This window comes from Pararhodobacter zhoushanensis (assembly GCF_003990445.1).
Taxonomy (GTDB): Bacteria; Pseudomonadota; Alphaproteobacteria; order Rhodobacterales; family Rhodobacteraceae; genus Pararhodobacter; species Pararhodobacter zhoushanensis.
The window spans coordinates 142,013-162,759 of sequence record NZ_REEZ01000003.1 but is presented as its reverse complement, the minus strand read 5'-3'; the positions used below and the strand labels follow the sequence as shown (position 1 = coordinate 162,759).

The window sequence follows — 20,747 nt, the reverse complement described above, 5'->3', positions numbered from 1 at the left end:
CTTGCGCGGATGGCAAGAGGCGGGGGGCCAGCCCCCCGCACCCCCCGCCAAAGGGGGCGCACGCGCCCCCTTTGGAAACCCCCTGTGGATATTTGAGGACAGATGATCGGGCGAAATCTGTGCTGACAGCTAGGTGGCAGGAAGGGTGTGGGACAGCGGGGCGTTCAGCCATGGGAGTGCCGTATGCCGCCATCACATCGTTTGGGGAGTCTTTTGGTCCTCGCCTCGACCCTGCCGTTTGCGCTGGCGGGGATTTTCACCAAGGCGATCAGCGCCGATCTGTGGACGGTGCTGGCCTGGCGCGGGGTGATCGGCGGGACGCTGGTGGCACTTTATGCGCTGCGCGTCGAGGGGCGCGCGCCGATGGGGCGCTGGGGCTGGGCGATTGCGCTGAGCAGCGCCGCGGCGAGTGCGGCGTTTCTGGGGGCGTTCCGGCAGGCACCCGTGGCCACCGTGGCGCTGGTCTATGCGCTGGCACCCTTCGCGGCGGCGGGCTTGAGCCGGGCGTTGGGTGGTCCGGCGGCAGGGCGCGGCGTGCTGGGGGCGGCAGCTGTGTCGCTGGCCGGGGTGGCGCTGGTGGCGGGCGGCGGGGGCGGCGGGTCGGTGCTGGGGATCGTGCTGGCGGCGCTGATGACCGGGCTGATGGCGCTGACGACGGTCTTGATCCGCGCCCACCCGCAAGCCCCGGCGCTGCGCGCGATGGCGGCGGCGGCGCTGCCGCTGGCGATTGCCGGGCTGGCCTGGGGCGCGCCCTTTGCGGTGAGTCCCGCGGACGCCGGGCTGCTGCTGGCCTTCGGTGCGGCCTTTGCGCTGGCAACGATCCTGATCACCGAGGGCGCGCGCCGCCTGCCTGCGGCGCAGGTGGCGCTGCTCGGCGGGGCCGAGGTGCCGCTGGCGGCGCTGCTGGCCGCCCTGCTGCTGGGCGAGGTGCCGCCGCTCACCACGATACTTGGCGGTGCGCTGGTGCTGGGCGCGGTCAGCTGGCAGGCGCTCAGCAGTTCGGGACGTTGACCGCCAGCCCGCCCAGCGCGGTTTCCTTGTATTTCTCGCTCATATCGGCGCCGGTCTGGCGCATCGCCTCGATGCAATTGTCGAGCGGCATGAAATGCTGCCCGTCGCCGCGCAGTGCCAGCGAGGCGGCGCTGATCGCCTTGATCGCGCCCAAGCCATTGCGCTCGATGCAGGGCACCTGCACCAGCCCCTTGACCGGATCGCAGGTCATGCCGAGGTGATGCTCGAGCGCGATCTCGGCGGCGTTCTCGACCTGCTCGGGGCTGCCACCCAACACGGCACACAGGCCCGCCGCCGCCATCGCGGCGGCCGAGCCGACCTCGGCCTGACAGCCGCATTCCGCGCCGGAAATGCTGGCGTTATGCTTGATCAGCCCGCCAATCGCGGCGGCCGTGAGCAGGAAATCCTCGATCTTGTCCTGACGCGCGCCCGGCACATGGTCCTGCCAGTAACGGATCACCGCCGGGATCACCCCCGCCGCACCATTGGTCGGCGCGGTGACCACCTGCCCGCCCGCCGCGTTTTCCTCATTCACCGCCATCGCATAGAGCGACATCCAGTCGTTGATCACATGCGGCGCGGTCAGGTTCAGGCCGCGCTCGGCCAGGAGCTGCTCGTGGATGCCCTTGGCGCGGCGGCGGACCTTGAGACCGCCGGGCAGGATGCCTTCGCCCTCAAGCCCGCGCTCGATACAGGCATTCATCACCGCCCAGATCCGGGCGATCCCGGCCGACAGGGCGGCGGGATCGCGGCGGCTCAACTCATTGGCGCGTTTCATCGTGGCGATGTCCAGTCCTGAGTCGCGGGCCATGGCCAGCATCGCCTCGGCGCTCTCGAACGGGTAGCGGACCGGCGGGCCCGAGGTGGCGGCGCTGCCCGCGCGCAGCTCGGCCTCGGTCACCACGAAGCCGCCGCCGATGGAATAATAGACCTCGCGCAAGATGACATCGCCCTGCGCGTCGGTGGCCATCAGCACCATACCGTTGGCGTGGCCGGTGAGCGGGTTGGCGTAGTCGAAAATGAGATCAGCCTTGGGATCAAAGCGCAGCGCGGGCAGGTCGGGGGGCGTGACTTGATGCTCGGCGTGGATCGCGGCCAGCGTCAGCTCGCCGCGCTCGGCATCGAAGCTTTCGGGCAAGAACCCCGCCAGCCCCAGGATCACCGCGCGGTCGGTGCCATGGCCGACGCCGGTGAAGGCCAGCGAGCCGTGCAAGGACGCGCGCAGCCCGTGCGCGGTGAAGGGCGAGGCCCTGAGCCGGTCCAGAAACCGCCCCGCCGCCACCATCGGCCCCATCGTGTGCGACGAGGACGGGCCGACGCCGATCTTGAAGATGTCAAAGACGGAGAGAAACATGCGCAGGGCTCCGGGGTTCGGTTTTGGCCAGCCTAACCGAGGGGCCGGGGCCGTGTCAGCCAACAGCGACCCTCGGGTTGCCGTTTGCGCCGTGTGGGGGTGGCGGAGGGGGGCCTTCTGCCCCCCGCTTCGGCCAGGGGCCGAAGCCCCCCCGAGGATATTTATCGACAGATGATGGGGCGTTTACGTGGTGTTAACCTAATGTGGGGAGCCTTCGGGGGGTGTGCAGGGCTGTGGGTTGGTGAAGGGGTGCGGGCCAAGGCCCTCGGCGGTGCTGGCCGTGGCGACCGAGGTGCGGGTTTCCAGCCGGGCGAGCATGGCGCGCAGGTTGGGGCAGTCCGCAAGGCTGAACCACGCCCCACCCGGCGCATAGAGCGCGGCCCAGCGCAGCGTGGCGGCGACGTAAAAGTCGAGCACCGAAGGCTGCGCGCCGCCGAACCACGGCACCGTCCCGCACAGCGCGTCGAGCAGCGCGTAATGCTGCTGCAAGCGCGCGGTGACACCGGCGTGCAATGCGGCTTCGGCGCCGGGCGCGTATTGGCCGGGGTAGAACACCATGCGCAGGTCAGCGTGCAGGGTGTTCGAGGTGAAGAACAGCCATTTCAGGAACGCACCGCGTCCCGCCTCCCCCACCTGCGGCCCCAGCGCGCCGTAGCGATCGACCAGCCACAACAGCACCGCCGCCGTCTCGCTGACCGGCCCCTCGGGCGTTTCCAGCACCGGGATCAGCCCCGCCGGATTGAGCGCCCGGTAGGCCGCGCTCTTGTGTTGACGCGCGCGGCGGTCGACCAGCGTGGTGGTAAAGGGCACGCCCAGCTCGAGCAGCGCGAGGCGCACGATCAGCGAGGCGTTATCGGGGGCGTAATGGAGGGTGAGCATCGGGATCTCCGGGTTAACGCTCGGTCGCGCCCTTGCCGGCAAGGATATGAGGGCGGAATTTCTCGATCCGGGCGCGGCGGGTGGCGGCTTGCTTTGCCTGATTGAGCGCGAAGGCATAGCTCTTTTGCCGCCCCGGTGTCAGCGCGTGAAAGGCGTCGGCCAGCTCGGGATCGGCGTCCAGCGCCTCGGTCAGCTCGTCGGGGACCTCGATCTCGCGCGTCACCCTGGGCGGCCGGGTGCCCGCCTCGGCATGGTCCATCAGCTGGCGCAGATAGGCGCGGATCACCGGCTCCAACGTCGCGACCTGCCCAGCATCGGTGAAGCGGAGCACCCCCGGCGTCTGGCTGTTCGGACCGGCGGGTTCCAGCACCCCCTCGGTGTCGTCCAGCAGACCCGGATTGAGGAAACTCAGCCGGAAATCCCCCCGGAACGCGCCAAAGAGCGCGATGTTGCGCCCGGCATGCACATAGGTCGGATGCGCCCATTTCACCACCTCCTCAAGCCCGGCGTCCAGACAGATCCGCCGCAGCGCCGTCAGCCCGTCCCGCCACAGCTGCACCGAACACGCGGGCGTGTCGAAGCGGTCACACCGGCCACAGCCCCTGGTGAAGAAATCCTCGATGTCGGTGATCATCGCCATAAAACACCCTCCCGCGCCGCCAGGCATACCCGCGCCGCGCGCCCCGTCACCCGGGGTCTTCGTATCCGCTTTCCAACGGTCCGCAGACCGGCTACTCATCCCCATCCTTGAGGATCTGGGGCAAATCATGGCGCAAAACGCCACCATTTACAAAGTTGAACTCTCCGTCTCGGACATGGATCGCCACTATTACGAGACGCATAAACTCACCGTCGCCAGGCACCCCTCCGAGACGGACGAGCGGCTGATGGTGCGCCTTGTCGCCTTTGCGCTGAATGCCCATGAGCATTTGGAAATGACCAAGGGCCTGTCCACCGATGACGAGCCCGACATCTGGCAGAAAAGCCTCAGCGGCGCGCTCGATGTCTGGGTCGCGCTGGGGCTGCCCAGCGAGAAGGTGGTGCGGCAGTCCTGTGCCAAGGCCGACAAGGTCTTCGTCTATCCCTATGGCGGCCGGACCGCCGAGATGTGGTGGGACAAGATCAAGACCAGCACCACCCGGTTCGACAATCTGCAGGTCGTCAATTTTTCCGAAACCGACACCCGCGCGCTGGCAAAACTGGCAAGCCGCGCGATGAAGTTGCAGATCAATATTCACGAGGGCGAGGTGATGGTCAGTGTCGACGATCACATCGTCAACCTCACCCCCGTGATGTGGAAGAGCGCGGCGTAAGACTGGCTTGGCTTGCGGTCGGTTGTTGGCAGCCCGAACCGGTCTTCCTGCCGCGCCGGTCCTGCCGCTTTAGGCGTGCCCCGCGTCCTTGATGCCGCTAAGGCCCGAGAGCCTCACTCCCCCTCCCGCCGGATCATGCCCGTAACGGCGGCGGCGGCCAGCGCCACGACGCCCCAGCCCAACGTCGACAACACCCAGCGCGACCACCACGCCGTCACCCCCCAAGGCCCGCGCTCGGTCGAGGGCGCCCAGGCCTCGGCCTGCCCCAGACTGAGGATCGGCACCACCACATCGAAGCCCCAGGCATAGCGGTTGAAGGTCTCCCAATCCTGTCCCGGCGCGCCCGTGTCCGTCCACAGGGCCGAGGCGTCGCGTTGCTCGGCAACCGCGCGCCATCCCTCGGAGACAAGGATCACATCCGAGTTCGGCACCATCGAGCCTTCGTTCCACGCTCTGTTTGCAACGAAAACCGCCACGACAAACAGAACCGCCAGCACGATCACCGACCGCGCGGGCTTGAAGCCATACCCCGCAACCGCGCGCACAGCGAAATCCCAAAACCAGCGCCACGCATTCAGCAAATCAACGCCCAGACCGCGAAACGCGACGTCCCAGTCGCCATTGGGGGCGATCCTTGCCCGCTTGCGAATGTGAAAAGCGATCAGTTTTCGCTGCTCGACCATAACATCCTTGGCCGCCCGCTCATGCCCCATCTCACGCAGGACCTTGGCCAGATGGGAATAGGGCTGGGGGTGAAACTCCCCCTTCCAAATCGTCCCGCGCGACAGCCACTTGAGGCGGCGCTCGGCATCGATGAAAGAGGCTGAAATGCGTTCATAAATGAAGCCGTCAAGGTACAGGCGGTTCTCGCCCGAAGGCCAGCTTTTCAGATCATCGACTAGGTCCCCAACCCGAGCCGAGGCCAAATTGACACTACCCTTATCGACCGCCACCTCGCGCCAATAGAAACCCTCATTCACCGCCATCCGCTGCCCGTCAAACGCAGAGCCCTTTGCGTTGCGAAACTTGCTACCGTTGCAGGAAAGTTGCCCGCCTATCGCGGCCCCCAATAGGTAAACCCCTCCTTCGGCGCCAAACCCGTCGCTCAGGAACACTGCGCCCGAAACTTGGACGCTGTGGGCGTTCAGAGCGATGCCTTCAGGGTTGCGAAACTTGCCACCCCTGCACACCAGCTGGCCGCCGATCACAGCCCCCGACAAGCGGACCTCGCCCTCGGCCTCGAACCCGTCGCACAGGAACGCACCGCCCGTCACGCGTGCATTTTGGGCTTGAAGGGCCTTGCCCTCAGGGTTGCGAAACTTGCTACCGCTGCACTCCAGTTGACCGCCGATCACAGCCCCCAACAAGCTGACCGCGCCCTCGGCCTCAAACCCGTCGCGCAGGAACACATCGCCTGTCACCTGTGCGCCTTGCGCGCTAAAGGCGTCGCCCTCAGGGTTGCAAAACTTGCTTCCACTGCAATCCAGTTGCCCGCCGATCACCGCCCCCGAAAAGCTGACCGTGCCCTCGGCCTCAAACCCGTCGCGCAGGAACACATCGCCCGTCACGCGTGCGCCTTGGGCGTTCAGGCCCTTCAGGGCGCTGCCGGTGAGATTGAGAACCTCGAACGCAGTTTGCAGCGCCAGCACCGGCTTCTCAAACCCACACCTGATCAACAAGGTCTGCCCCTTGGCCGTTGCAAAGGACAGATCCAGCTCACCGCTGATCCACGCCCCTGCCAGCAGCACCCCCCATTCATGCACAAGGCAGTCGGCGCAGCCGCCGAGGATCAGGTAGCGCAGCAGATCGGCGCGGATGGTGCGGGCGGGGTCGGCTCCCTCGGGACGCGTGCCGTCGCCTAGCACGCATTCCACGCCCGCCTTGCACGCCTCAATCAACTGCCGTTCCGGCGCGGTCAGGGGCGGGTCCAGCGCTTCAATATCGCTCCAGCTGCGGATCATGGGGTCGCCTCCAACCGGGGACACTCGTTAAAGATGTATGAATCGACCTTGGTAACCCCTTGATTTCCCGTCAATCGAAAAATGTCCCATCGTGGGACACCCGGGCCCCGCCGAAAATCCCCCCTGCCCCCTTTGAACACGCAAACCCCGTGTTATAACGGCCTCAACCCGCTCAGGAGCCCTGTCATGGCCATTCAGCTGACCCCCATCGACCGCGCGAAATATGCCGCTGCCCGCCGGGCCGTCGATCTGGTCGAGGACGGCATGAAGCTGGGCCTCGGCACCGGCTCGACCGCTGCGTGGATGGTGCGCGCGCTGGCCGAACGGGTGCGCGAGGAAGGGTTGCGGCTGAGCTGCGTGCCGACCTCGGCGCGCACGGCGGATCTGGGGCGCGAGCTGGGGCTGAAGATCGTCTCACTCGACGAGGCTGGCTGGCTGGACCTGACCATCGACGGCACCGACGAGTTCGATGCGGATCTGACGCTGATCAAGGGCGGCGGCGGGGCGCTGTTGATGGAAAAGATCGTCGCCACCGCCAGCGACAGGATGGTGGTGATCACCGATGCCTCCAAGGAGGTAAAGACGCTGGGCCACTTCCCGCTTTCGGTCGAGGTGATCCCTTTCGGCTGGCAGGCAAGCCGGATGCTGATCGAAGAGCTCTTGAACGCCATGGACGTCATGGGCACCAGCGCGACCCTGCGGATGAACGGCGCGCGACCGTTCGTGACCGATGAGGGCAACCATATCCTCGACCTTGCCCTGGGCCGGATCGGCAATGCGCGGCAGCTGTCGCTGGCGCTCAATCAGGTGCCCGGCGTGGTCGAGAACGGGCTGTTCATCGACATCTGCGACGCGGTGGTGATCGGCTATGGCGATGGCCGGGTCGAGACGCGCGATATCGGGCAAGGCACGGTCGAGCACGAACAGATCATCTTCGAAGACGACGGCAACATCTTTCGCGACGTCTGAAACCCGGCGCGCCCCGCCTGTCAGGCGAGGGTCAGCGTCACCCGGCGGTTCTGCTTGCCCTTCTTCTCGACCTTGCCCAGCGCGATACGACCAATTTCGGCGGTGGTGCGGACATGAGTGCCGCCGCAGGGTTGCAGGTCGATCTGTTCATCCGCCGTGCCGATCCGCACCAGCCGCACCCGGCCCTGGCCCATCGGCGGGCGCACGGACATGGTTTTCACCAGCCCCGGATTGGCCTCGAGTTCGGCGTCGGTGATCCAGTTGTCGCTGACCACCAGATCCCGCGCGATCAGGGCGTTGAGCTGATCTTCCAGCGCCTGCTTGTCTTCGGGTGGCTCAGCCATGTCGAAATCGAGCCGCCCTTTGCCCGGTCCGATCGAGCCGCCGGTCACCGGCAGCGGGATCACCACCGACAACAGGTGCAGCGCCGTGTGAATGCGCATGCGCTGATAGCGGGGCTCCCAGTCGAGAACCATCTCGACCGCCGTGCCCGCTGGCGGTGTCTCCGCGCCCGCCTCAGGCACCAGCGCGACGCCGGTTGCGTCTTCCTTGCGGGTGGTGGTGATGGCGATATCGCCGCCGTCCCAGATCAGCCGCCCGCTGTCGCCCGGCTGTCCGCCGCCGGTCGGATAGAACACCGACTGGGCCACCACCAGCGCGCCATCCTCGGCGATACGGGTGACGGTGGTGCGGCAGCTGCGGGCATAGGCATCATCGCGAAACAGGGCAGCGGTGTCGGTCATCGGGCGTCCTCGGGGGGTATGTCGTCACTCTCGTCAGAGCTGATCCCGGCGGAATCTGCGGTGTCGCGGTCCATGCGTGGCTCGGGCTGGAACTCTCTGGCTGGCCGGTCTTCGGGCTCAACCGGCTTCTTCGCCGCCGGCGGCATCTGCGTCAGCGCCTCGGGGTTGCGCAGCCAGATGTCGCGTTGCGCATAGGGGATCTCGATGCCTTCCTCGATGAAGCGCGCAGCGATCTTGTGGTTCACCTCGGACGCGACAACGACCTTATAGGTCACATCCCGCAGGATCGCCCGGATGCGGAAATCGAGCGCATCCGCCCCGAAGCCCAGAAAATCGATGCCCGGCGCCGGGTCGAGCACAACCAGCGGCTCGGCCTCGATGATCTCGCGCAGGATGCGTTCGACCTTGCGGGTATCGGTGCCGTAAGCCACGCCGACGGTCATCACCACACGCCCGGTCTTGGACGACTTGGTGTAGTTCGTCACCGCGCCTGAGATCAGATCCGCGTTCGGCACGATGACCTTGGAGCGGTCGAACGTCTCGATCGTGGTCGAGCGCACCGAGATCCGCTGAACGGTACCCTGCGTCGGGCCGACCTCGATCCAGTCGCCCTCGGACACCGGGCGCTCGATCAGCAGGATGATGCCGGACACAAAGTTCGACACGATGGCCTGCAGACCGAAACCGACACCGACCGACAGTGCGCCGGCGACGATGGCAAGGCCGGACAGGTCGATCCCGGCAACCGAGAAGGCCGCGAGCGCCGCCGCCGTGATGCCGACATAGCCGACGCCAGAGATGATCGCCTTTTGCGCGCCCTTTTCCATCGAGGTCTTGGGCAGCACCGAGGTGCCCAGCGCGCCTTGCAGCGCGCGTGTGACCAGAAAGCCGATGGCAAAGACAATGAAGAACCAGAACACGCTGGCCGGAGAAATGCGCGCGCCGCCAAGGCTGACGCCTTCGCTGAAGCGGGTCCAGATCTCGACCAGATCGGTCTGACGCGCGCCCCAGATCAGCGCCAGCGGCGCCAGCGCCAGCATCGACAGCAAAAGCCCGGCCAGCGCCGGAACCAGCCCCCGTGCCGAGCGTTCGTCATCGCCCACAATGGTGATGTAGATCGCCGTGATCAGCCGGTGCAGCACCATGATCAGCGCAATCAAAGCCAGCGACTTGATCGCCGGATAGGTCAGTTGCAGCGCGGCGGCCATATAGCCCGCGGCCCCCAGCAAGGGGGCGGCGATGCCAAAGAACATCAGCACCCGGCTGCCCAGCGTGAGCATGCGGTCGAAATAGGGCGAGGTGTCGACCTCGACCCCGTCTTCGATGGCCCGGCGCGGCTCGTGCCGGCGCAGCAGGCGCGAGAAGCGCAGCATGGTCAGCGCGCAGAGCACCACCAGCGGGAAATTCAGCGCCGACATCGCCGTGTCCGGCTGCCATTGCGGCGCGATGAACGGGGTGAACAGGGTCTCGATGGCCGACAGGAAGCCGAACACCAGCGCCAGCCCACGCGCGCGGCGGCGGTCAATGGCGTTCAGGTTCAGCGACAGGCGCGGGTCATCGACGATGGGGAAGATATGCAGCGACAGCCAGCGGGTGAAGAATATCGCCATGCCTGCCGGCACCAGCGCGTCCGAAATCTCAAGAATCGTCGGGCCGGTCATCCGCGACAGTTTGATCGCCGTCGACAGCAGCAGCAGCCCCAGGAAGGGTACGATCAACTGTGACAGGGACAGGAAGAACGCGGCAACCGCCCGCCCCCGCAGCAGCGTGGTGCTTTGCAGCAGCCGCATGGTGAGCGTTTCCATCCAGTGCCGCCCGCGAAACAGCAACAGCGCGGCCAGCGCCAGCGTGCCCAGCGTCAGGGGCAGATCGCTGATCATCTCCTCGCGGTGCGCCGGGTCCTGCCAGGCGTTCATCGCCTCGCCCTTGAGCGTCAGCACCGAATTGATCACCGCGTCTGCCGCGTCCAGCCAGGTGGACGGGTTCAACGGTGTCGGCCCCAGCGTCATCAGCGCATTGGCCTGACGCAGGCGCAGCTCGCGGTCGATGTCGCGGATGATACGCTCGGCGCGGGTCAGCGCCTCATCCGCCGCGCGCATCGGCGCTTCGCGTTCGGCCAGCAGCGCGTTCAGCTCGTTGCGGCGGTCTGCCACCTCCTGCGACTCGGTCTGGCCCTCTTCGGGCACCGGGCCAAGGGCGGCAATCTGTTCGCGCAGCGCATCGATCCGGCCCTGCATCGCGGTCTGCGCATCGATGAACTGCGTGCGCATGGTGACGACTTCGGCGCGGATCGAGTTCAGCACCTCATCCGCCGCGCCGCTATCCTCGAGCGTCTGCTCGGCCAGCGACGCCAGCGCATTCCAAGCGTCGTAGTTGATCTCGGTCGGTGCCGCCTGAGCGGTGGCGGCAGCCGTGGGGTCAGAGGTTTGCGCGGTGAGCGGCGCGGCAAGGCTGAACGCCAGCAGCACCGCGATCAGTGCCGCCAGCGGCCAACGAACCATCAAGACAGGACGCATGGCGGACCCGATCACTGCGCGCGCATGTCCGGCAGCGCGCGCGCGTCGCGGTCCAGCCAGCCGGGAACCGGCAGGTTTTTGGCGCGCAGGAAGGCCGGATTATACAGCTTGGACTGATAACGGGTGCCGTAGTCGCACAGAATGGTCACGATGGTATGGCCAGGCCCCATCTCTTTGGCCATGCGGATCGCACCGGCCACGTTGACGCCCGACGAACCGCCAAGGCACAGCCCCTCGTGTTCGAGCAGGTCGAACACCACCTGCACCGCCTCGGCATCGGAAATGCGCCACGCCATGTCGGGCGTGAAACCTTCCAGATTGGCGGTGATCCGGCCCTGTCCGATGCCCTCGGTGATCGAATTGCCCGGATTTTCCTGCCCGGTGTAGAGCTTGAGCAGACCGGCACCCTCGGGGTCCGCCAGCGCCACTTTCACGCCACGCGGCTGCAACGCCATGCCGACCCCGGCCAGCGTGCCGCCAGAACCTACGGCGCAGGTGAAGCCGTCAACCTTGCCACCGGTCTGCGACCAGATCTCGGGCCCGGTGGTTTCGATATGCGCCTGACGGTTAGCCACGTTGTCGAACTGATTGGCCCAGATCGCCCCATTGGGTTCGGTTTTCGCCAGTTCCTCGGCCAGACGGCTGGAATAGCGGATGTAGTTGTTGATGTCCTTGTAGGGCGCTGCCGGAACCTCGACCAGCTCGGCCCCTGCCAGACGCAGCATGTCCTTCTTTTCCTGACTCTGCGTCTCGGGGATCACGATAACCGACTTGAAGCCCATCGACGCGCCGACCAGCGCCAGCCCGATGCCGGTATTGCCCGCCGTCCCCTCGACAATCGTGCCGCCCGGCTTCAGATCGCCGCGCGCGATGGCATCACGAATGATGTACAGCGCGGCGCGGTCCTTGACCGACTGGCCGGGGTTCAGGAACTCGGCCTTGCCGAGAATCTCGCAGCCCGTCTCTTCGCTGGCTTTGCGCAGCCGGATCAGGGGGGTATTGCCGATGGCTTCGGCCAGATTGCGGCGGATCATCGCAGAAATCCTTTCAAGGACGTAGAGATTAGTGCAGCACACCCGCACGGTTCAGCGTGCGGGCATAGAGCCAGCCCATCAGCGGCACCACGACCAGCAGGCCCAACAGGGCGGGCAAGGGCAAGGGCAGCACCAAGACCGGCGGTGCGTTCAGGATCAGACCGACGGCCAGCGCCACATTGGCAGCGGCAGCGGCGAAGAACAAAAGGACCGAGGCATCGTCTTTCAGCGCCAGAAAAAGCGCCGCCGCGACGCCCAGCCAGACGCCCAGCGCCCAGACGACCCGCATCCACAGCGCGTCCAGCGGCAGGGCGGACATCAGCGCGGGCCAGCCCGGCTCGCCCAGCGCGAAACGCTCGATGACGTAATCGGCCCCCAGCAGCCCGTGCCAGAGCAGCAAAAGCAGGGCAACGAAGATCAGATGCGACGGGGCAGGAGCAGTGGGTTGAGCCATGGTCGGGTGCCTTCTCGGTTTCGCCTCAAAGTGGCGCGGTCAAGGGGCAGTGTCCAGCCCCCGGGTCGGATATCGCGCGCTTGCGACCTTAGCGCGCGGCCGCGGAGAACAACGGGTCCGAGGTCAGGTGAAGCGCCAGCGACACCGGCACGCCGCGGGTGATCATGCGGCGATAGACCGCCTCGGCCCGGGTGCCTGCCTGCATCGCCGGGGGCAAGGCGGCGGCATTGGCCGCGCGCAGAGACGCCAGTTGCTCGGGCAGCGGGCGGGTGTCGCGTGCCGCGACGCCGGGGCAGCCCTCGGTCAGGCCGTCATGCGCGGGCGTGCCATTGGCGGCCAGCATCGTCACCGCGCGGTCCAGCAGCGCGCATTCGGCAGCGATCCGGTCCTGCGGCGCGGGTGCAGGGTCGGGCCCACCATCGGGCACGGCGCGGGGCGACGCGGTACAGGCGGCAAGGGCGAGGGGAAGGAGAAAGGCAATACGCATGTCTCGCGTTCTACTGCGCCCCCCGCCGCCTGTAAATCGCGCCTCACGCAAGCGTTGCTTGGGCTCACCGGCAGCAAGGCGCAGAGTCCGCGCGGAAACGCGACAGGAGAGCGGATGCAACGCGGTTGGGTACTTGCCGGATTGATGATCATTGTCGGCCTGTTGCCGGTGTTCGGCATCGCGCTGGCCTGGGCCTTGGCCGGTGTGAGCGGCTGCACGGTGACACAAAGCGGCGCGCGGCCTTGCGTTATCATGGGTCTGGACGGGGGCCGGTTCCTGTATGCGCTGTCCATCTCGGGCTGGTTTCTGATCCTGACCGCCCCCATCGCATTGGCCGGGATGGCGCTGGGGATCTGGCTGGCGCTGGTGTCGCTGATCCGCCGGGCGCGCGATTAGGATGCTTCCCCCTTTCCGAACCGGCGCTCTGGCGCTAGGGAAGGGGCAAGGAGCCCCGCCATGCTGAAAACCCGCATCATCCCCTGCCTTGACGTCGCCGACGGGCGCGTGGTCAAGGGCGTGAACTTCGTCAACCTGATCGATGCCGGCGACCCGGTCGAGGCCGCCAAGGCCTATGACGCGGCAGGCGCGGACGAGCTGTGTTTTCTGGACATCCACGCCACGCATGAAAATCGCGGCACGATGTTCGATCTGGTGACCCGCACGGCCGAGCAATGCTTCATGCCGCTGACCGTGGGCGGCGGGGTGCGCACGCATCACGATGTGCGCGCGCTTTTGCTGGCGGGGGCGGACAAGGTCTCGTTCAACTCGGCGGCCGTCGCCAACCCCGATGTGGTGGCCGAAGCCGCGGATCGCTTCGGCTCGCAATGCATCGTCGTGGCGATTGACGCCAAGACGGTCGAGACGGGCCGGTGGGAGATCTTCACCCACGGCGGGCGCAAGGCGACCGGCATCGACGCGGTGGCGTTCGCGCGGACGGTGGCGGCCAAGGGCGCGGGAGAGATCCTGCTGACCTCAATGGACCGCGACGGCACCAAAGCCGGTTTCAACCTGCCGCTGACGCGCGCGATTGCGGATGCGGTCGACGTGCCGGTGATCGCCTCGGGCGGCGTGGGGACGCTGGACCATCTGGTCGAAGGCGTCACCGAAGGCCACGCCTCGGCGGTGCTGGCCGCGTCGATTTTCCATTTCGGCACCTATACCATCGGTCAGGCCAAGGCCCATATGGCCGCCGCCGGCATCCCTGTGAGGCTGACATGAGCGCTCTCCACCGTCTCGCCGCTACCGTTGAAGCGCGCAAAACCGCCGACCCCGACACCAGCTGGACCGCCAAGCTCTTCGCCAAGGGCCCCGAGAAATGCGCCGAGAAATTCGGCGAAGAGGCGATCGAGGCGGTGATCGAGGCGGTCAAGGGGGACAAGGCGCGGCTGACCGCCGAGGCCGCGGATGTACTGTTCCATCTGCTGGTCATGTGTACCGCCCGTGGCGTTTCGCTGGACGATATCGAAGCCGAACTGGCCCGGCGTGAGGGCGTATCGGGCATCACCGAGAAAGCGTCGCGCGGGTAATCGGGGGGGCTTCTCGCCCCCCCGAGCCCCCCTCGCCAGAGGAGGGGGCACGCCCCCTCCTCTGGACTCCTCCCGTGGATATTTAGAGACAGAAAATGAAGCAGGGTTAAGAAAACCTTATCATCTGTCCGTAAATATCCTGGGGGGTGAATGCGCGCTTGCGCGCAGAGGAGGGCTAGCCCCCCTGACCCCGCCCTCCCTGCGCGCGGCGGGTCGACATCAAGAGATGGGTTTCCGACTGGCTGACGCTGTCGAGCTTGCGGATGCGCGAGATGGTTTCGTCGAGCGCCGACAAGCTGTCGGTCGCCAGATCCACGATCACATCCCAGCGGCCCGATGTAGAATGTACCGCCCGGACGGCAGGCATCGTCAGCATTCGACCGACCGCGCGGTCGGTGCCGGTTCCTTCGATCGCCACCATCATCAGCGCGCGCACCGGGCTGTCGGCAAGATCACTGCGGGTCAGGACGGTGAAACCCTGCACCTCGCCGGTCTCTTGCAGCCGGGCCAGCCGGTTACGGACCGTCGCGCGACTCAGCCCCAGCCGGGCAGCAAGCTCGGAGAGCCCCGCCCTCCCGTCGCGCTTCAGGGCAGCGATGAGGGCGAGATCGGTTTCGTCGAGCATTGGAATTCCAATCCGGGCAGTTTGACTGATCATTTTGCGCTATGATCCGACCGAAACGGTCATTCCGTCAAGTGGAACGCGTCCCGTCAAAGGCTACACTGACCCGAACACGCCCCACACAAAGGTTTCCCCATGCCCCAGACCCATTGCCTGCTCATCGGTGCCCCCGTCGACTCTGGCCAGCACCGCCCCGGTTGCCTGATGGGCCCGGCCGCCTACCGTACCGCCGGGCTGGCGGGCGCGCTGGAGGCGCTGGGGCATAGCGTGACCGATCTGGGCGACGTTGCCTGCGCGCCGATCCCTGCGACCAGCGCCAATTCTGCCGTGCATCACCTGCCCGAAACCTTGGGCTGGACCCGCGCGCTGGCCGAAGCCGGAGAGGCCGCATGCGCAAAGGGCATGCCGATTTTCATGGGCGGGGATCACAGCCTCGCGTTGGGGTCTGTCGCCGGGGTCGCCGCCGCCGCCAAGGCGTCGGGCAGGCCGCTGTTCGTGCTCTGGCTCGATGCGCACAGCGACTTCCATACCCCCAGCACCACCGTCTCGGGCAATCTGCACGGTACGCCTGTCGCCTATCTGGCCGGGCGCGAGTTTCCTGAGTTCCCGCCCTTCCCCGCCCCCGTCCCGCCGGAAAACATCTGCCTGTTCGGGATCCGCAGCGTCGATGCTGCCGAACACGCCGCCCTGCTGGAGCATGAGATCGCCATCAACGACATGCGGGTGCTCGATGAGCGCGGCGTCGTCGCGCCGCTGCGCGAGTTCCTTGAACTGGTTGAGGCCGCGGATGGGTTGCTGCATGTCTCGCTGGATGTCGACTTCCTCGATCCCTCGGTTGCCCCCGCTGTCGGCACCACCGTTCCGGGCGGCGCGACGTTCCGCGAGGCGCATCTGGTGATGGAACTCTTGCACGAATCCGGGCGCGTCACTTCGCTGGATCTGGTCGAGCTGAACCCCTTTCTGGACGAGCGCGGCCGCACCGCGCATCTGATGGTCGATCTGGTCGCCAGCCTGATGGGCAAGAAAGTCTTTGACCGCCCGACCCGCAGCTTCAGGGGGCAGATGTGATGCGCGATCTTCCCCAGCCCTCGGCGCAGGCTCTGGTGCCGTTCATTTCTGTCGCGGATATGATGGCGATCATTCACCGGGTCGGGCTGGAGGCCGCGCTGCGTGATCTCACCGACCGGATCGAGGCCGATTTCCGCCGCTGGGCAACCTTCGACAAGACCGCCCGCGTCGCCTCGCATTCCGACATCGGGGTGATCGAGCTGATGCCGACCTCGGACGGCGAGCGCTATGCGTTCAAGTATGTGAACGGCCATCCCGCCAATACCCGCGCCGGGTTGCAGACGGTGACCGCCTTTGGTGTGCTCTCGCAGGTGGCCACCGGCTATCCGCTGATGTTCGCCGAGATGACGGTGCTGACCGCGCTCAGAACCGCCGCGACCTCGGCCCTTGCCGCGCGGCATCTGGCGCCCAAGGGTGCGCGGGTGATGGCGTTGATCGGCAATGGCGCGCAGGCCGAGTTTCAGGCGCTGGCGCTCAAGGCGGTTTGCGGCATCGACACCGTGCGGCTTTATGACGTGGACCCCGCTGCGACCGAGAAATGCGAACGCAACCTCAAGGGAAGCGGGCTGACCGTGATCGGGTGTACCAGCGCCGAAGCCGCCATAGAGGGCGCGCAGATCATCACCACCTGCACCGCCGACAAGCGCAATGCGACCGTGCTGCATGACAACATGATCGGCGCGGGCGTGCATATCAACGCGATTGGCGGGGATTGTCCGGGCAAGACCGAGCTGGCCCCGGCCATTCTTGAGCGCGCGCAGACCTTTGTGGAATTCGAGCCGCAAACACGGGTCGAAGGCGAGATCCAGCAGATGCCGGCGGACTATCCGGTCGCCGCCTTGTGGCAGGTGATCACCGGCGCGGTCGAGGGGCGGCGGGACACCGGGCAGATCACCCTTTTCGATGGTGTCGGCTTTGCCATCGAGGATTTCACCGCGCTGAACTGGCTGTACGATCAGGTCCATGCCGGATCGCAGATGCTGGATGTGATCGCCGATCCCGATGATCCGCGTGACCTCTACGGCATGCTCATGCGCGCACAGCGGCCCAAGGCCTGAATCGAGGGCTTGGGGCCTGCCGCAGGCAGTGTTAGCGTCTTTCCTGAACAGGGAAGACGAGGGAACCTATGCGCCTGATCGGGGCCGTTATCGCGCTGCTGACCGCCCTGCCTGCGCAGGCACAACAAACCGACTGCGACCGGTTGGCGGGCTATCCGCTGATCCCGCGGGTTGAGGGGGCGGTCGGCGTCTATGCCGTCCGCGCGCCGGTGGAGGCGGTTGCGGCCTGTGAAGCGGCGCGTGCCGCAGCGCCCAATGACGCCTTTCTTGCCATCCTCGAAGCCCGCGCGCGTCTTGCGCTCGATCCGCAGGACAGCGGCGCGTTGCCCCTGTTGACCGAAGCGACGCAGACCCTGCCCGCGCTCGCCTCCGGCGTGCTTGGACAGCTTTATGAAGTCGGGCTGGCCGGTTTGCCGCAGGCAGACCCCACCGCCCGCGCGCACTACCAGACCGCCTGCACCGACTGGCCCGACCGCCACGCCGCCGCCGGCTGTGCCGGGCTGGCACTGATGATGATACAAGGGCGCGGCGGTGCTGAAGATCTGCCGGGCGGCGCTGCCCTGCTGGGTGACCTGTGCACGGGCGGCTGGGCCGAAGCCTGCACCGAGCTGGCGTTTCAGACCGATCTGAACGGGCTGGGCGATCTGGAAACGATCTCACAGCGCGTCGCGGGGCTGTTTGAAGCGGGCTGTGAGGGAGGCGACCTGCTCGCCTGCTCGCAATTCGGCTTCCGGCTCGAACTGGGCGACGGGGTCGAGATGGACGTGTCCCGCGCCGCCACGCTCTACAGCCAGTCCTGCGAAGGGGGCGAGTCGCAGGGCTGCAGCTATCTGGGCGAAATTTACCGCTCGGGCCTAGGCGTTCAGCCTGACATCACCGAAGCGGTGCGCCTGTTCGCGCTGGGCTGCGACGGCAACGATCCCTATGCCTGCGTGACGCTGGGCGATATTCTGGCCGAGGGACGCGGCGTTCCCCCCGACGTTCCCCGCGCGCTGGCCGTGTTGGAGCGTGCCTGCACATTGGGCGATCCCGACGCCTGTTTTCTGGCCGACGATCTGCGTTGAGCGCAGGGGTTGCGGTGCAGCGGGTGAGCCGCTATGCCCGCGCGCCTGATCTCAAGGGGGTAAGCATGGCACGCAAAAGCAAAGGTCGCGCGATTTCGGGCTGGCTGGTTGTAGACAAACCGGCGGGGATCACCTCGACCTCGGTGGTGGGCAAGGTCCGCTGGGCACTGGGCGCGCAGAAGGCCGGGCACGCGGGCACGCTCGACCCGGCGGCAACCGGCGTGCTGGCCGTGGCGCTAGGCGAGGCGACAAAGACCGTGCCTTATGTCACCGATGCCGCCAAATGCTACCGCTTCCGCGTCAATTTTGGCGCTGCCACCGATACCGACGATGCCGAGGGCCAGGTGATCGCCCGCAGCGAAACACGCCCCGACGACGCGCAGATCGAAGCCGCGCTTGAGGCCTTCCGCGGCCAGATCGAGCAAGTCCCGCCGCAATACTCCGCCGTCAAGGTCGAGGGCGAGCGCGCCTATGACATTGCCCGCACCGGTGAGGCGATGGATCTGGCTGCCCGCCCGCTGCTGGTGGAAAAGCTGGTGCTGACCGCCCGCCCGGACGCCGATTGCGCCGAGTTCGAGATGGTCTGCGGCAAGGGCGGCTATGTGCGCTCGATCGCCCGCGATCTGGGCGTGGCGCTGGGCTGTCTGGGCCATGTCGCGTGGCTGCGGCGCGAATGGTCGGGGCCGTTTCAGGCCGCACAGGGCATCACGCTGGAAGAACTGGACGCGCTGGCCAAGACCCCCGAGCTTGAGGCCCGCCTGTTGCCGCTGGAAATTGGCCTGTTCGCCCTGCAGGAACTGCCGCTGTCGGCCGAAGGCGCTGTGCGGCTGAAGAACGGCAACCCCGGTCAGGTGCTCTCGTCCCGCGCCGCGCCCGGCGAAACCGCCTGGGCCAGCTATGAGGGCAAGCCGGTCGGCGTCGGCGTCTATATGGGCGGCGAACTGCATCCCAACCGGGTGTTCAACCTCTGAAAGCGACGCTGCGCTCCTCTGGACGCCCGGCATCACAGGGTGTTTAACAGGCGCAACACGCTTCAGGGAGACGCATCATGGCTGTCGGTTCACGCATCCGCACGTATTTTGAGGGCCGCTGGCACGAGGGCGACGTCCCCGTCATGAAGGCCGCCGACCACGGCGCTTGGCTGGGCACCACTGTGTTTGACGGCGCGCGGCTCTTCGACGGCATGACGCCGGATCTGGACCGCCACCTTGCGCGCATCAACCGCTCGGCCGAGGCGCTGATGATCAAGCCGACGATGAGCGTCGAAGAGATGCTCGAAATCACCCGCGAGGGGCTCGATGGCTTTGCGGATTCCGTCTACATCCGCCCGATGTACTGGGCGATCAACGGCGGGCCGTCGGGCGTGCTGGCCTCGCAGGATGCGACTGGGTTCTGCATCTGCCTTGAGGCGATCGGCATGGCCCCGGAAACCGCGACAACCTCGCTGACGACCACCCGCTTCCGCCGCCCGACGCTGGACAGTGCGGTGACCAATGCCAAGGCAGGGTGCCTGTATCCCAACAACGCCCGCATGCTGGCCGAGGCCAACGCCAAGGGCTTTGACAACGCGCTGGTCTGCGACAGTCAGGGCAATGTGGCTGAAAGCGCCACGGCGAATGCCTTCATGGTCAAGGATGGTGAGGTTTTCACCCCCATCGCCAACGGCACCTTCCTGTCGGGCATCACCCGCGCGCGCCACATCTCGAACCTGACCGCCGATGGCGTGAAGGTCCACGAAACCGTCCTGACGCTGGACGATTTCCGCGATGCCGATGAGGTGTTCCTGTCGGGCAACATGTCCAAGGTCACGCCGGTTTCGGCCTTTGACGACCGCCGCTATCAGACCGGCCCGGTGACCAAACGCACCCGGCAGCTTTACTGGGACTGGGCGGCCTCGCAACGGTGAGTGAACACCCGCTACACCGGGAACTTCGGCTGCTCTATAACGGACGCAGCGAGCGCGCCAAGCGGTTCCGCTATGCGCTGATTGTTTTCGATGTGGCGTCTATTTTGTACTTCATCGTCGCGGCGGCGCTTCCTTATACGACGCCGCTGACGGTGACAAACGCAGTCCTGGGCGTGATCATCTTTGCCGATTTTCTCGCCCGGCTCTGGGTTGCGCCCGACCGGCTGCAGATGCTGCGGCGGATCTACACGATCGCGGATATCATCGTGCTGGTCTCGCTGTTCGTGGCCCCCTTTGTACCCGATGACATCACCTTTCTGCGCATCCTGCGCGGGCTCAGGCTGCTGCATTCGTACCATCTGGTCCACGATCTTCGGCGCGATTCCGACCTGTTTCGGCGGCACGAGGATACCTTTCTGGCGGGCATGAACCTGTTCGTGTTCATCTTCGTCACCTCCTCGCTGGCCTTTGCGCTGTTCTTCGAGGCCCATACAGGCGTCACCGCCTATATCGACGCGCTCTATTTCACCGTCGCCACCCTGACGACCACCGGCTTTGGCGACATCACGCTGGATTCGCCCGGCGGCAAGCTGTTCTCGGTGCTGGTGATGGTGGTGGGCGTTGCCCTGTTCGTCCAATTCGCCCGCGCGCTGTTTCAGCCCAAGAAGGTGAAATACACCTGTCAGGAATGTGGCCTGAACCGCCACGACCCCGACGCCGTGCATTGCAAACATTGCGGCGCACCGGTGAAAATTCCGACACATGGATTTTCTGACTGAGAC

General features: G+C 66.4%; 22 protein-coding genes. 12 read left to right on the top strand and 10 right to left on the bottom strand.

What is annotated here, in order from left to right:
* The first annotated feature begins 183 nt into the window (after positions 1–183).
* Complete coding sequence (locus tag EAE28_RS08890) at positions 184–1,011, top strand: EamA family transporter (protein WP_127105497.1); 828 nt, start codon at positions 184–186, stop codon at positions 1,009–1,011.
* Here the strand turns inward: EAE28_RS08890 and EAE28_RS08885 are convergent.
* The 3 genes from EAE28_RS08885 to EAE28_RS08875 form a co-directional block, all read right to left on the bottom strand.
* Positions 992–2,365 carry an L-serine ammonia-lyase gene (locus EAE28_RS08885; protein ID WP_127105496.1) on the bottom strand — a complete coding sequence of 458 codons (1,374 nt, stop codon included), beginning with the start codon at positions 2,363–2,365 and terminating at the stop codon, positions 992–994. The two genes, EAE28_RS08890 and EAE28_RS08885, sit on opposite strands and share 20 nt — an antisense overlap.
* Before the next feature lie 198 nt (positions 2,366–2,563).
* Entirely contained in the window at positions 2,564–3,244 is a 681-nt protein-coding gene (locus EAE28_RS08880; protein WP_127105495.1) for a glutathione S-transferase family protein, read from the bottom strand.
* A 13-nt stretch (positions 3,245–3,257) separates the two neighbouring features.
* Positions 3,258–3,884 carry a YdeI/OmpD-associated family protein gene (locus EAE28_RS08875; protein WP_127105494.1) on the bottom strand — a complete coding sequence of 209 codons (627 nt, stop codon included), beginning with the start codon at positions 3,882–3,884 and terminating at the stop codon, positions 3,258–3,260.
* A 127-nt stretch (positions 3,885–4,011) separates the two neighbouring features.
* Here EAE28_RS08875 and EAE28_RS08870 point away from each other — a divergent pair, with 127 nt between their 5' ends.
* The gene (locus EAE28_RS08870; protein ID WP_127105986.1) at positions 4,012–4,557 is read left to right on the top strand and encodes a YaeQ family protein; all 546 of its coding nucleotides are present in this window, start codon (positions 4,012–4,014) and stop codon (positions 4,555–4,557) included.
* Positions 4,558–4,670: 113 nt separating this feature from the next.
* On the opposite strand, the gene EAE28_RS08865 is transcribed toward EAE28_RS08870, so the two are convergent.
* Positions 4,671–6,518, bottom strand: coding sequence for a hypothetical protein (locus EAE28_RS08865; RefSeq protein ID WP_127105493.1), 1,848 nt, complete (start codon positions 6,516–6,518; stop codon positions 4,671–4,673).
* Positions 6,519–6,704: 186 nt separating this feature from the next.
* Between EAE28_RS08865 and rpiA the strand changes: the two genes are divergently transcribed.
* Entirely contained in the window at positions 6,705–7,487 is a 783-nt protein-coding gene (gene rpiA / locus EAE28_RS08860; protein ID WP_127105492.1) for a ribose-5-phosphate isomerase RpiA, read from the top strand.
* A gap of 20 nt (positions 7,488–7,507) precedes the next feature.
* Here the strand turns inward: rpiA and EAE28_RS08855 are convergent, their stop codons facing one another.
* The 5 genes from EAE28_RS08855 to EAE28_RS08835 form a co-directional block, all read right to left on the bottom strand.
* Positions 7,508–8,230 (bottom strand): alanyl-tRNA editing protein, encoded by a 723-nt coding sequence (locus tag EAE28_RS08855; protein WP_127105491.1) that lies wholly within the window; start codon positions 8,228–8,230, stop codon positions 7,508–7,510.
* Entirely contained in the window at positions 8,227–10,731 is a 2,505-nt protein-coding gene (locus EAE28_RS08850) for a DUF3772 domain-containing protein (protein ID WP_164736589.1), read from the bottom strand. The genes EAE28_RS08855 and EAE28_RS08850 overlap by 4 nt, the downstream gene beginning before the upstream one ends.
* A gap of 26 nt (positions 10,732–10,757) precedes the next feature.
* A complete protein-coding gene (locus tag EAE28_RS08845; protein WP_127105489.1) occupies positions 10,758–11,780 on the bottom strand; it encodes a cysteine synthase A in 1,023 nt (340 codons plus the stop codon).
* A 28-nt stretch (positions 11,781–11,808) separates the two neighbouring features.
* Entirely contained in the window at positions 11,809–12,234 is a 426-nt protein-coding gene (locus tag EAE28_RS08840; protein ID WP_127105488.1) for a hypothetical protein, read from the bottom strand.
* A gap of 88 nt (positions 12,235–12,322) precedes the next feature.
* Complete coding sequence (locus tag EAE28_RS08835; protein WP_127105487.1) at positions 12,323–12,721, bottom strand: hypothetical protein; 399 nt, start codon at positions 12,719–12,721, stop codon at positions 12,323–12,325.
* 114 nt (positions 12,722–12,835) lie between these two features.
* Between EAE28_RS08835 and EAE28_RS08830 the strand changes: the two genes are divergently transcribed.
* Genes EAE28_RS08830 through EAE28_RS08820 form a run of 3 tightly spaced genes read left to right on the top strand, consistent with a single transcriptional unit; the run spans position 12,836 to position 14,247 of the window.
* Positions 12,836–13,117 carry a hypothetical protein gene (locus tag EAE28_RS08830; RefSeq protein ID WP_127105486.1) on the top strand — a complete coding sequence of 94 codons (282 nt, stop codon included), beginning with the start codon at positions 12,836–12,838 and terminating at the stop codon, positions 13,115–13,117.
* Between the two features lie 60 nt (positions 13,118–13,177).
* Positions 13,178–13,939 carry an imidazole glycerol phosphate synthase subunit HisF gene (gene hisF / locus EAE28_RS08825; RefSeq protein ID WP_127105485.1) on the top strand — a complete coding sequence of 254 codons (762 nt, stop codon included), beginning with the start codon at positions 13,178–13,180 and terminating at the stop codon, positions 13,937–13,939.
* The gene (locus EAE28_RS08820; RefSeq protein ID WP_127105484.1) at positions 13,936–14,247 is read left to right on the top strand and encodes a phosphoribosyl-ATP diphosphatase; all 312 of its coding nucleotides are present in this window, start codon (positions 13,936–13,938) and stop codon (positions 14,245–14,247) included. The genes hisF and EAE28_RS08820 overlap by 4 nt, the downstream gene beginning before the upstream one ends.
* A 175-nt stretch (positions 14,248–14,422) precedes the next feature.
* On the opposite strand, the gene EAE28_RS08815 is transcribed toward EAE28_RS08820, so the two are convergent.
* Complete coding sequence (locus EAE28_RS08815; protein ID WP_127105483.1) at positions 14,423–14,872, bottom strand: Lrp/AsnC family transcriptional regulator; 450 nt, start codon at positions 14,870–14,872, stop codon at positions 14,423–14,425.
* A gap of 132 nt (positions 14,873–15,004) precedes the next feature.
* Here EAE28_RS08815 and rocF point away from each other — a divergent pair, with 132 nt between their 5' ends.
* The 6 genes from rocF to EAE28_RS08780 all read left to right on the top strand — a co-directional run bounded on the left by rocF (position 15,005) and on the right by EAE28_RS08780 (position 20,744).
* Positions 15,005–15,937: an arginase gene (rocF, locus tag EAE28_RS08810; RefSeq protein ID WP_127105482.1), complete on the top strand. Its 933-nt coding sequence runs from the start codon at positions 15,005–15,007 to the stop codon at positions 15,935–15,937.
* Positions 15,937–16,995, top strand: a complete 1,059-nt coding sequence (locus EAE28_RS08805) for an ornithine cyclodeaminase (protein WP_127105481.1) — start codon at positions 15,937–15,939, stop codon at positions 16,993–16,995. The genes rocF and EAE28_RS08805 overlap by 1 nt, the downstream gene beginning before the upstream one ends.
* A gap of 68 nt (positions 16,996–17,063) precedes the next feature.
* Entirely contained in the window at positions 17,064–18,059 is a 996-nt protein-coding gene (locus EAE28_RS23705; RefSeq protein WP_164736588.1) for a tetratricopeptide repeat protein, read from the top strand.
* Between the two features lie 65 nt (positions 18,060–18,124).
* A complete protein-coding gene (gene truB / locus EAE28_RS08790; RefSeq protein WP_127105479.1) occupies positions 18,125–19,030 on the top strand; it encodes a tRNA pseudouridine(55) synthase TruB in 906 nt (301 codons plus the stop codon).
* 77 nt (positions 19,031–19,107) lie between these two features.
* Positions 19,108–19,965 (top strand): branched-chain amino acid aminotransferase, encoded by an 858-nt coding sequence (locus tag EAE28_RS08785; protein ID WP_127105478.1) that lies wholly within the window; start codon positions 19,108–19,110, stop codon positions 19,963–19,965.
* Positions 19,962–20,744, top strand: coding sequence for a potassium channel family protein (locus tag EAE28_RS08780; protein ID WP_246022317.1), 783 nt, complete (start codon positions 19,962–19,964; stop codon positions 20,742–20,744). The genes EAE28_RS08785 and EAE28_RS08780 overlap by 4 nt, the downstream gene beginning before the upstream one ends.
* Positions 20,745–20,747 lie beyond the last annotated feature (3 nt).

Coding starts and splice junctions, on each gene's coding strand:
- EAE28_RS08835 (WP_127105487.1), bottom strand. CDS start 12,721: ATGCGTATTGCCTTTCTCCTTCCCCTCGCCCTTGCCGCCTGTACCGCG.
- EAE28_RS08875 (WP_127105494.1), bottom strand. CDS start 3,884: ATGGCGATGATCACCGACATCGAGGATTTCTTCACCAGGGGCTGTGGC.
- EAE28_RS08880 (WP_127105495.1), bottom strand. CDS start 3,244: ATGCTCACCCTCCATTACGCCCCCGATAACGCCTCGCTGATCGTGCGC.
- EAE28_RS08850 (WP_164736589.1), bottom strand. CDS start 10,731: ATGGTTCGTTGGCCGCTGGCGGCACTGATCGCGGTGCTGCTGGCGTTC.
- EAE28_RS08885 (WP_127105496.1), bottom strand. CDS start 2,365: ATGTTTCTCTCCGTCTTTGACATCTTCAAGATCGGCGTCGGCCCGTCC.
- EAE28_RS08870 (WP_127105986.1), top strand. CDS start 4,012: ATGGCGCAAAACGCCACCATTTACAAAGTTGAACTCTCCGTCTCGGAC.
- EAE28_RS08855 (WP_127105491.1), bottom strand. CDS start 8,230: ATGACCGACACCGCTGCCCTGTTTCGCGATGATGCCTATGCCCGCAGC.
- EAE28_RS23705 (WP_164736588.1), top strand. CDS start 17,064: ATGCGCCTGATCGGGGCCGTTATCGCGCTGCTGACCGCCCTGCCTGCG.
- EAE28_RS08815 (WP_127105483.1), bottom strand. CDS start 14,872: ATGCTCGACGAAACCGATCTCGCCCTCATCGCTGCCCTGAAGCGCGAC.
- EAE28_RS08785 (WP_127105478.1), top strand. CDS start 19,108: ATGGCTGTCGGTTCACGCATCCGCACGTATTTTGAGGGCCGCTGGCAC.
- EAE28_RS08845 (WP_127105489.1), bottom strand. CDS start 11,780: ATGATCCGCCGCAATCTGGCCGAAGCCATCGGCAATACCCCCCTGATC.
- EAE28_RS08830 (WP_127105486.1), top strand. CDS start 12,836: ATGCAACGCGGTTGGGTACTTGCCGGATTGATGATCATTGTCGGCCTG.
- EAE28_RS08820 (WP_127105484.1), top strand. CDS start 13,936: ATGAGCGCTCTCCACCGTCTCGCCGCTACCGTTGAAGCGCGCAAAACC.
- EAE28_RS08865 (WP_127105493.1), bottom strand. CDS start 6,518: ATGATCCGCAGCTGGAGCGATATTGAAGCGCTGGACCCGCCCCTGACC.
- hisF (WP_127105485.1), top strand. CDS start 13,178: ATGCTGAAAACCCGCATCATCCCCTGCCTTGACGTCGCCGACGGGCGC.
- EAE28_RS08805 (WP_127105481.1), top strand. CDS start 15,937: ATGCGCGATCTTCCCCAGCCCTCGGCGCAGGCTCTGGTGCCGTTCATT.
- rocF (WP_127105482.1), top strand. CDS start 15,005: ATGCCCCAGACCCATTGCCTGCTCATCGGTGCCCCCGTCGACTCTGGC.
- rpiA (WP_127105492.1), top strand. CDS start 6,705: ATGGCCATTCAGCTGACCCCCATCGACCGCGCGAAATATGCCGCTGCC.
- truB (WP_127105479.1), top strand. CDS start 18,125: ATGGCACGCAAAAGCAAAGGTCGCGCGATTTCGGGCTGGCTGGTTGTA.
- EAE28_RS08840 (WP_127105488.1), bottom strand. CDS start 12,234: ATGGCTCAACCCACTGCTCCTGCCCCGTCGCATCTGATCTTCGTTGCC.
- EAE28_RS08890 (WP_127105497.1), top strand. CDS start 184: ATGCCGCCATCACATCGTTTGGGGAGTCTTTTGGTCCTCGCCTCGACC.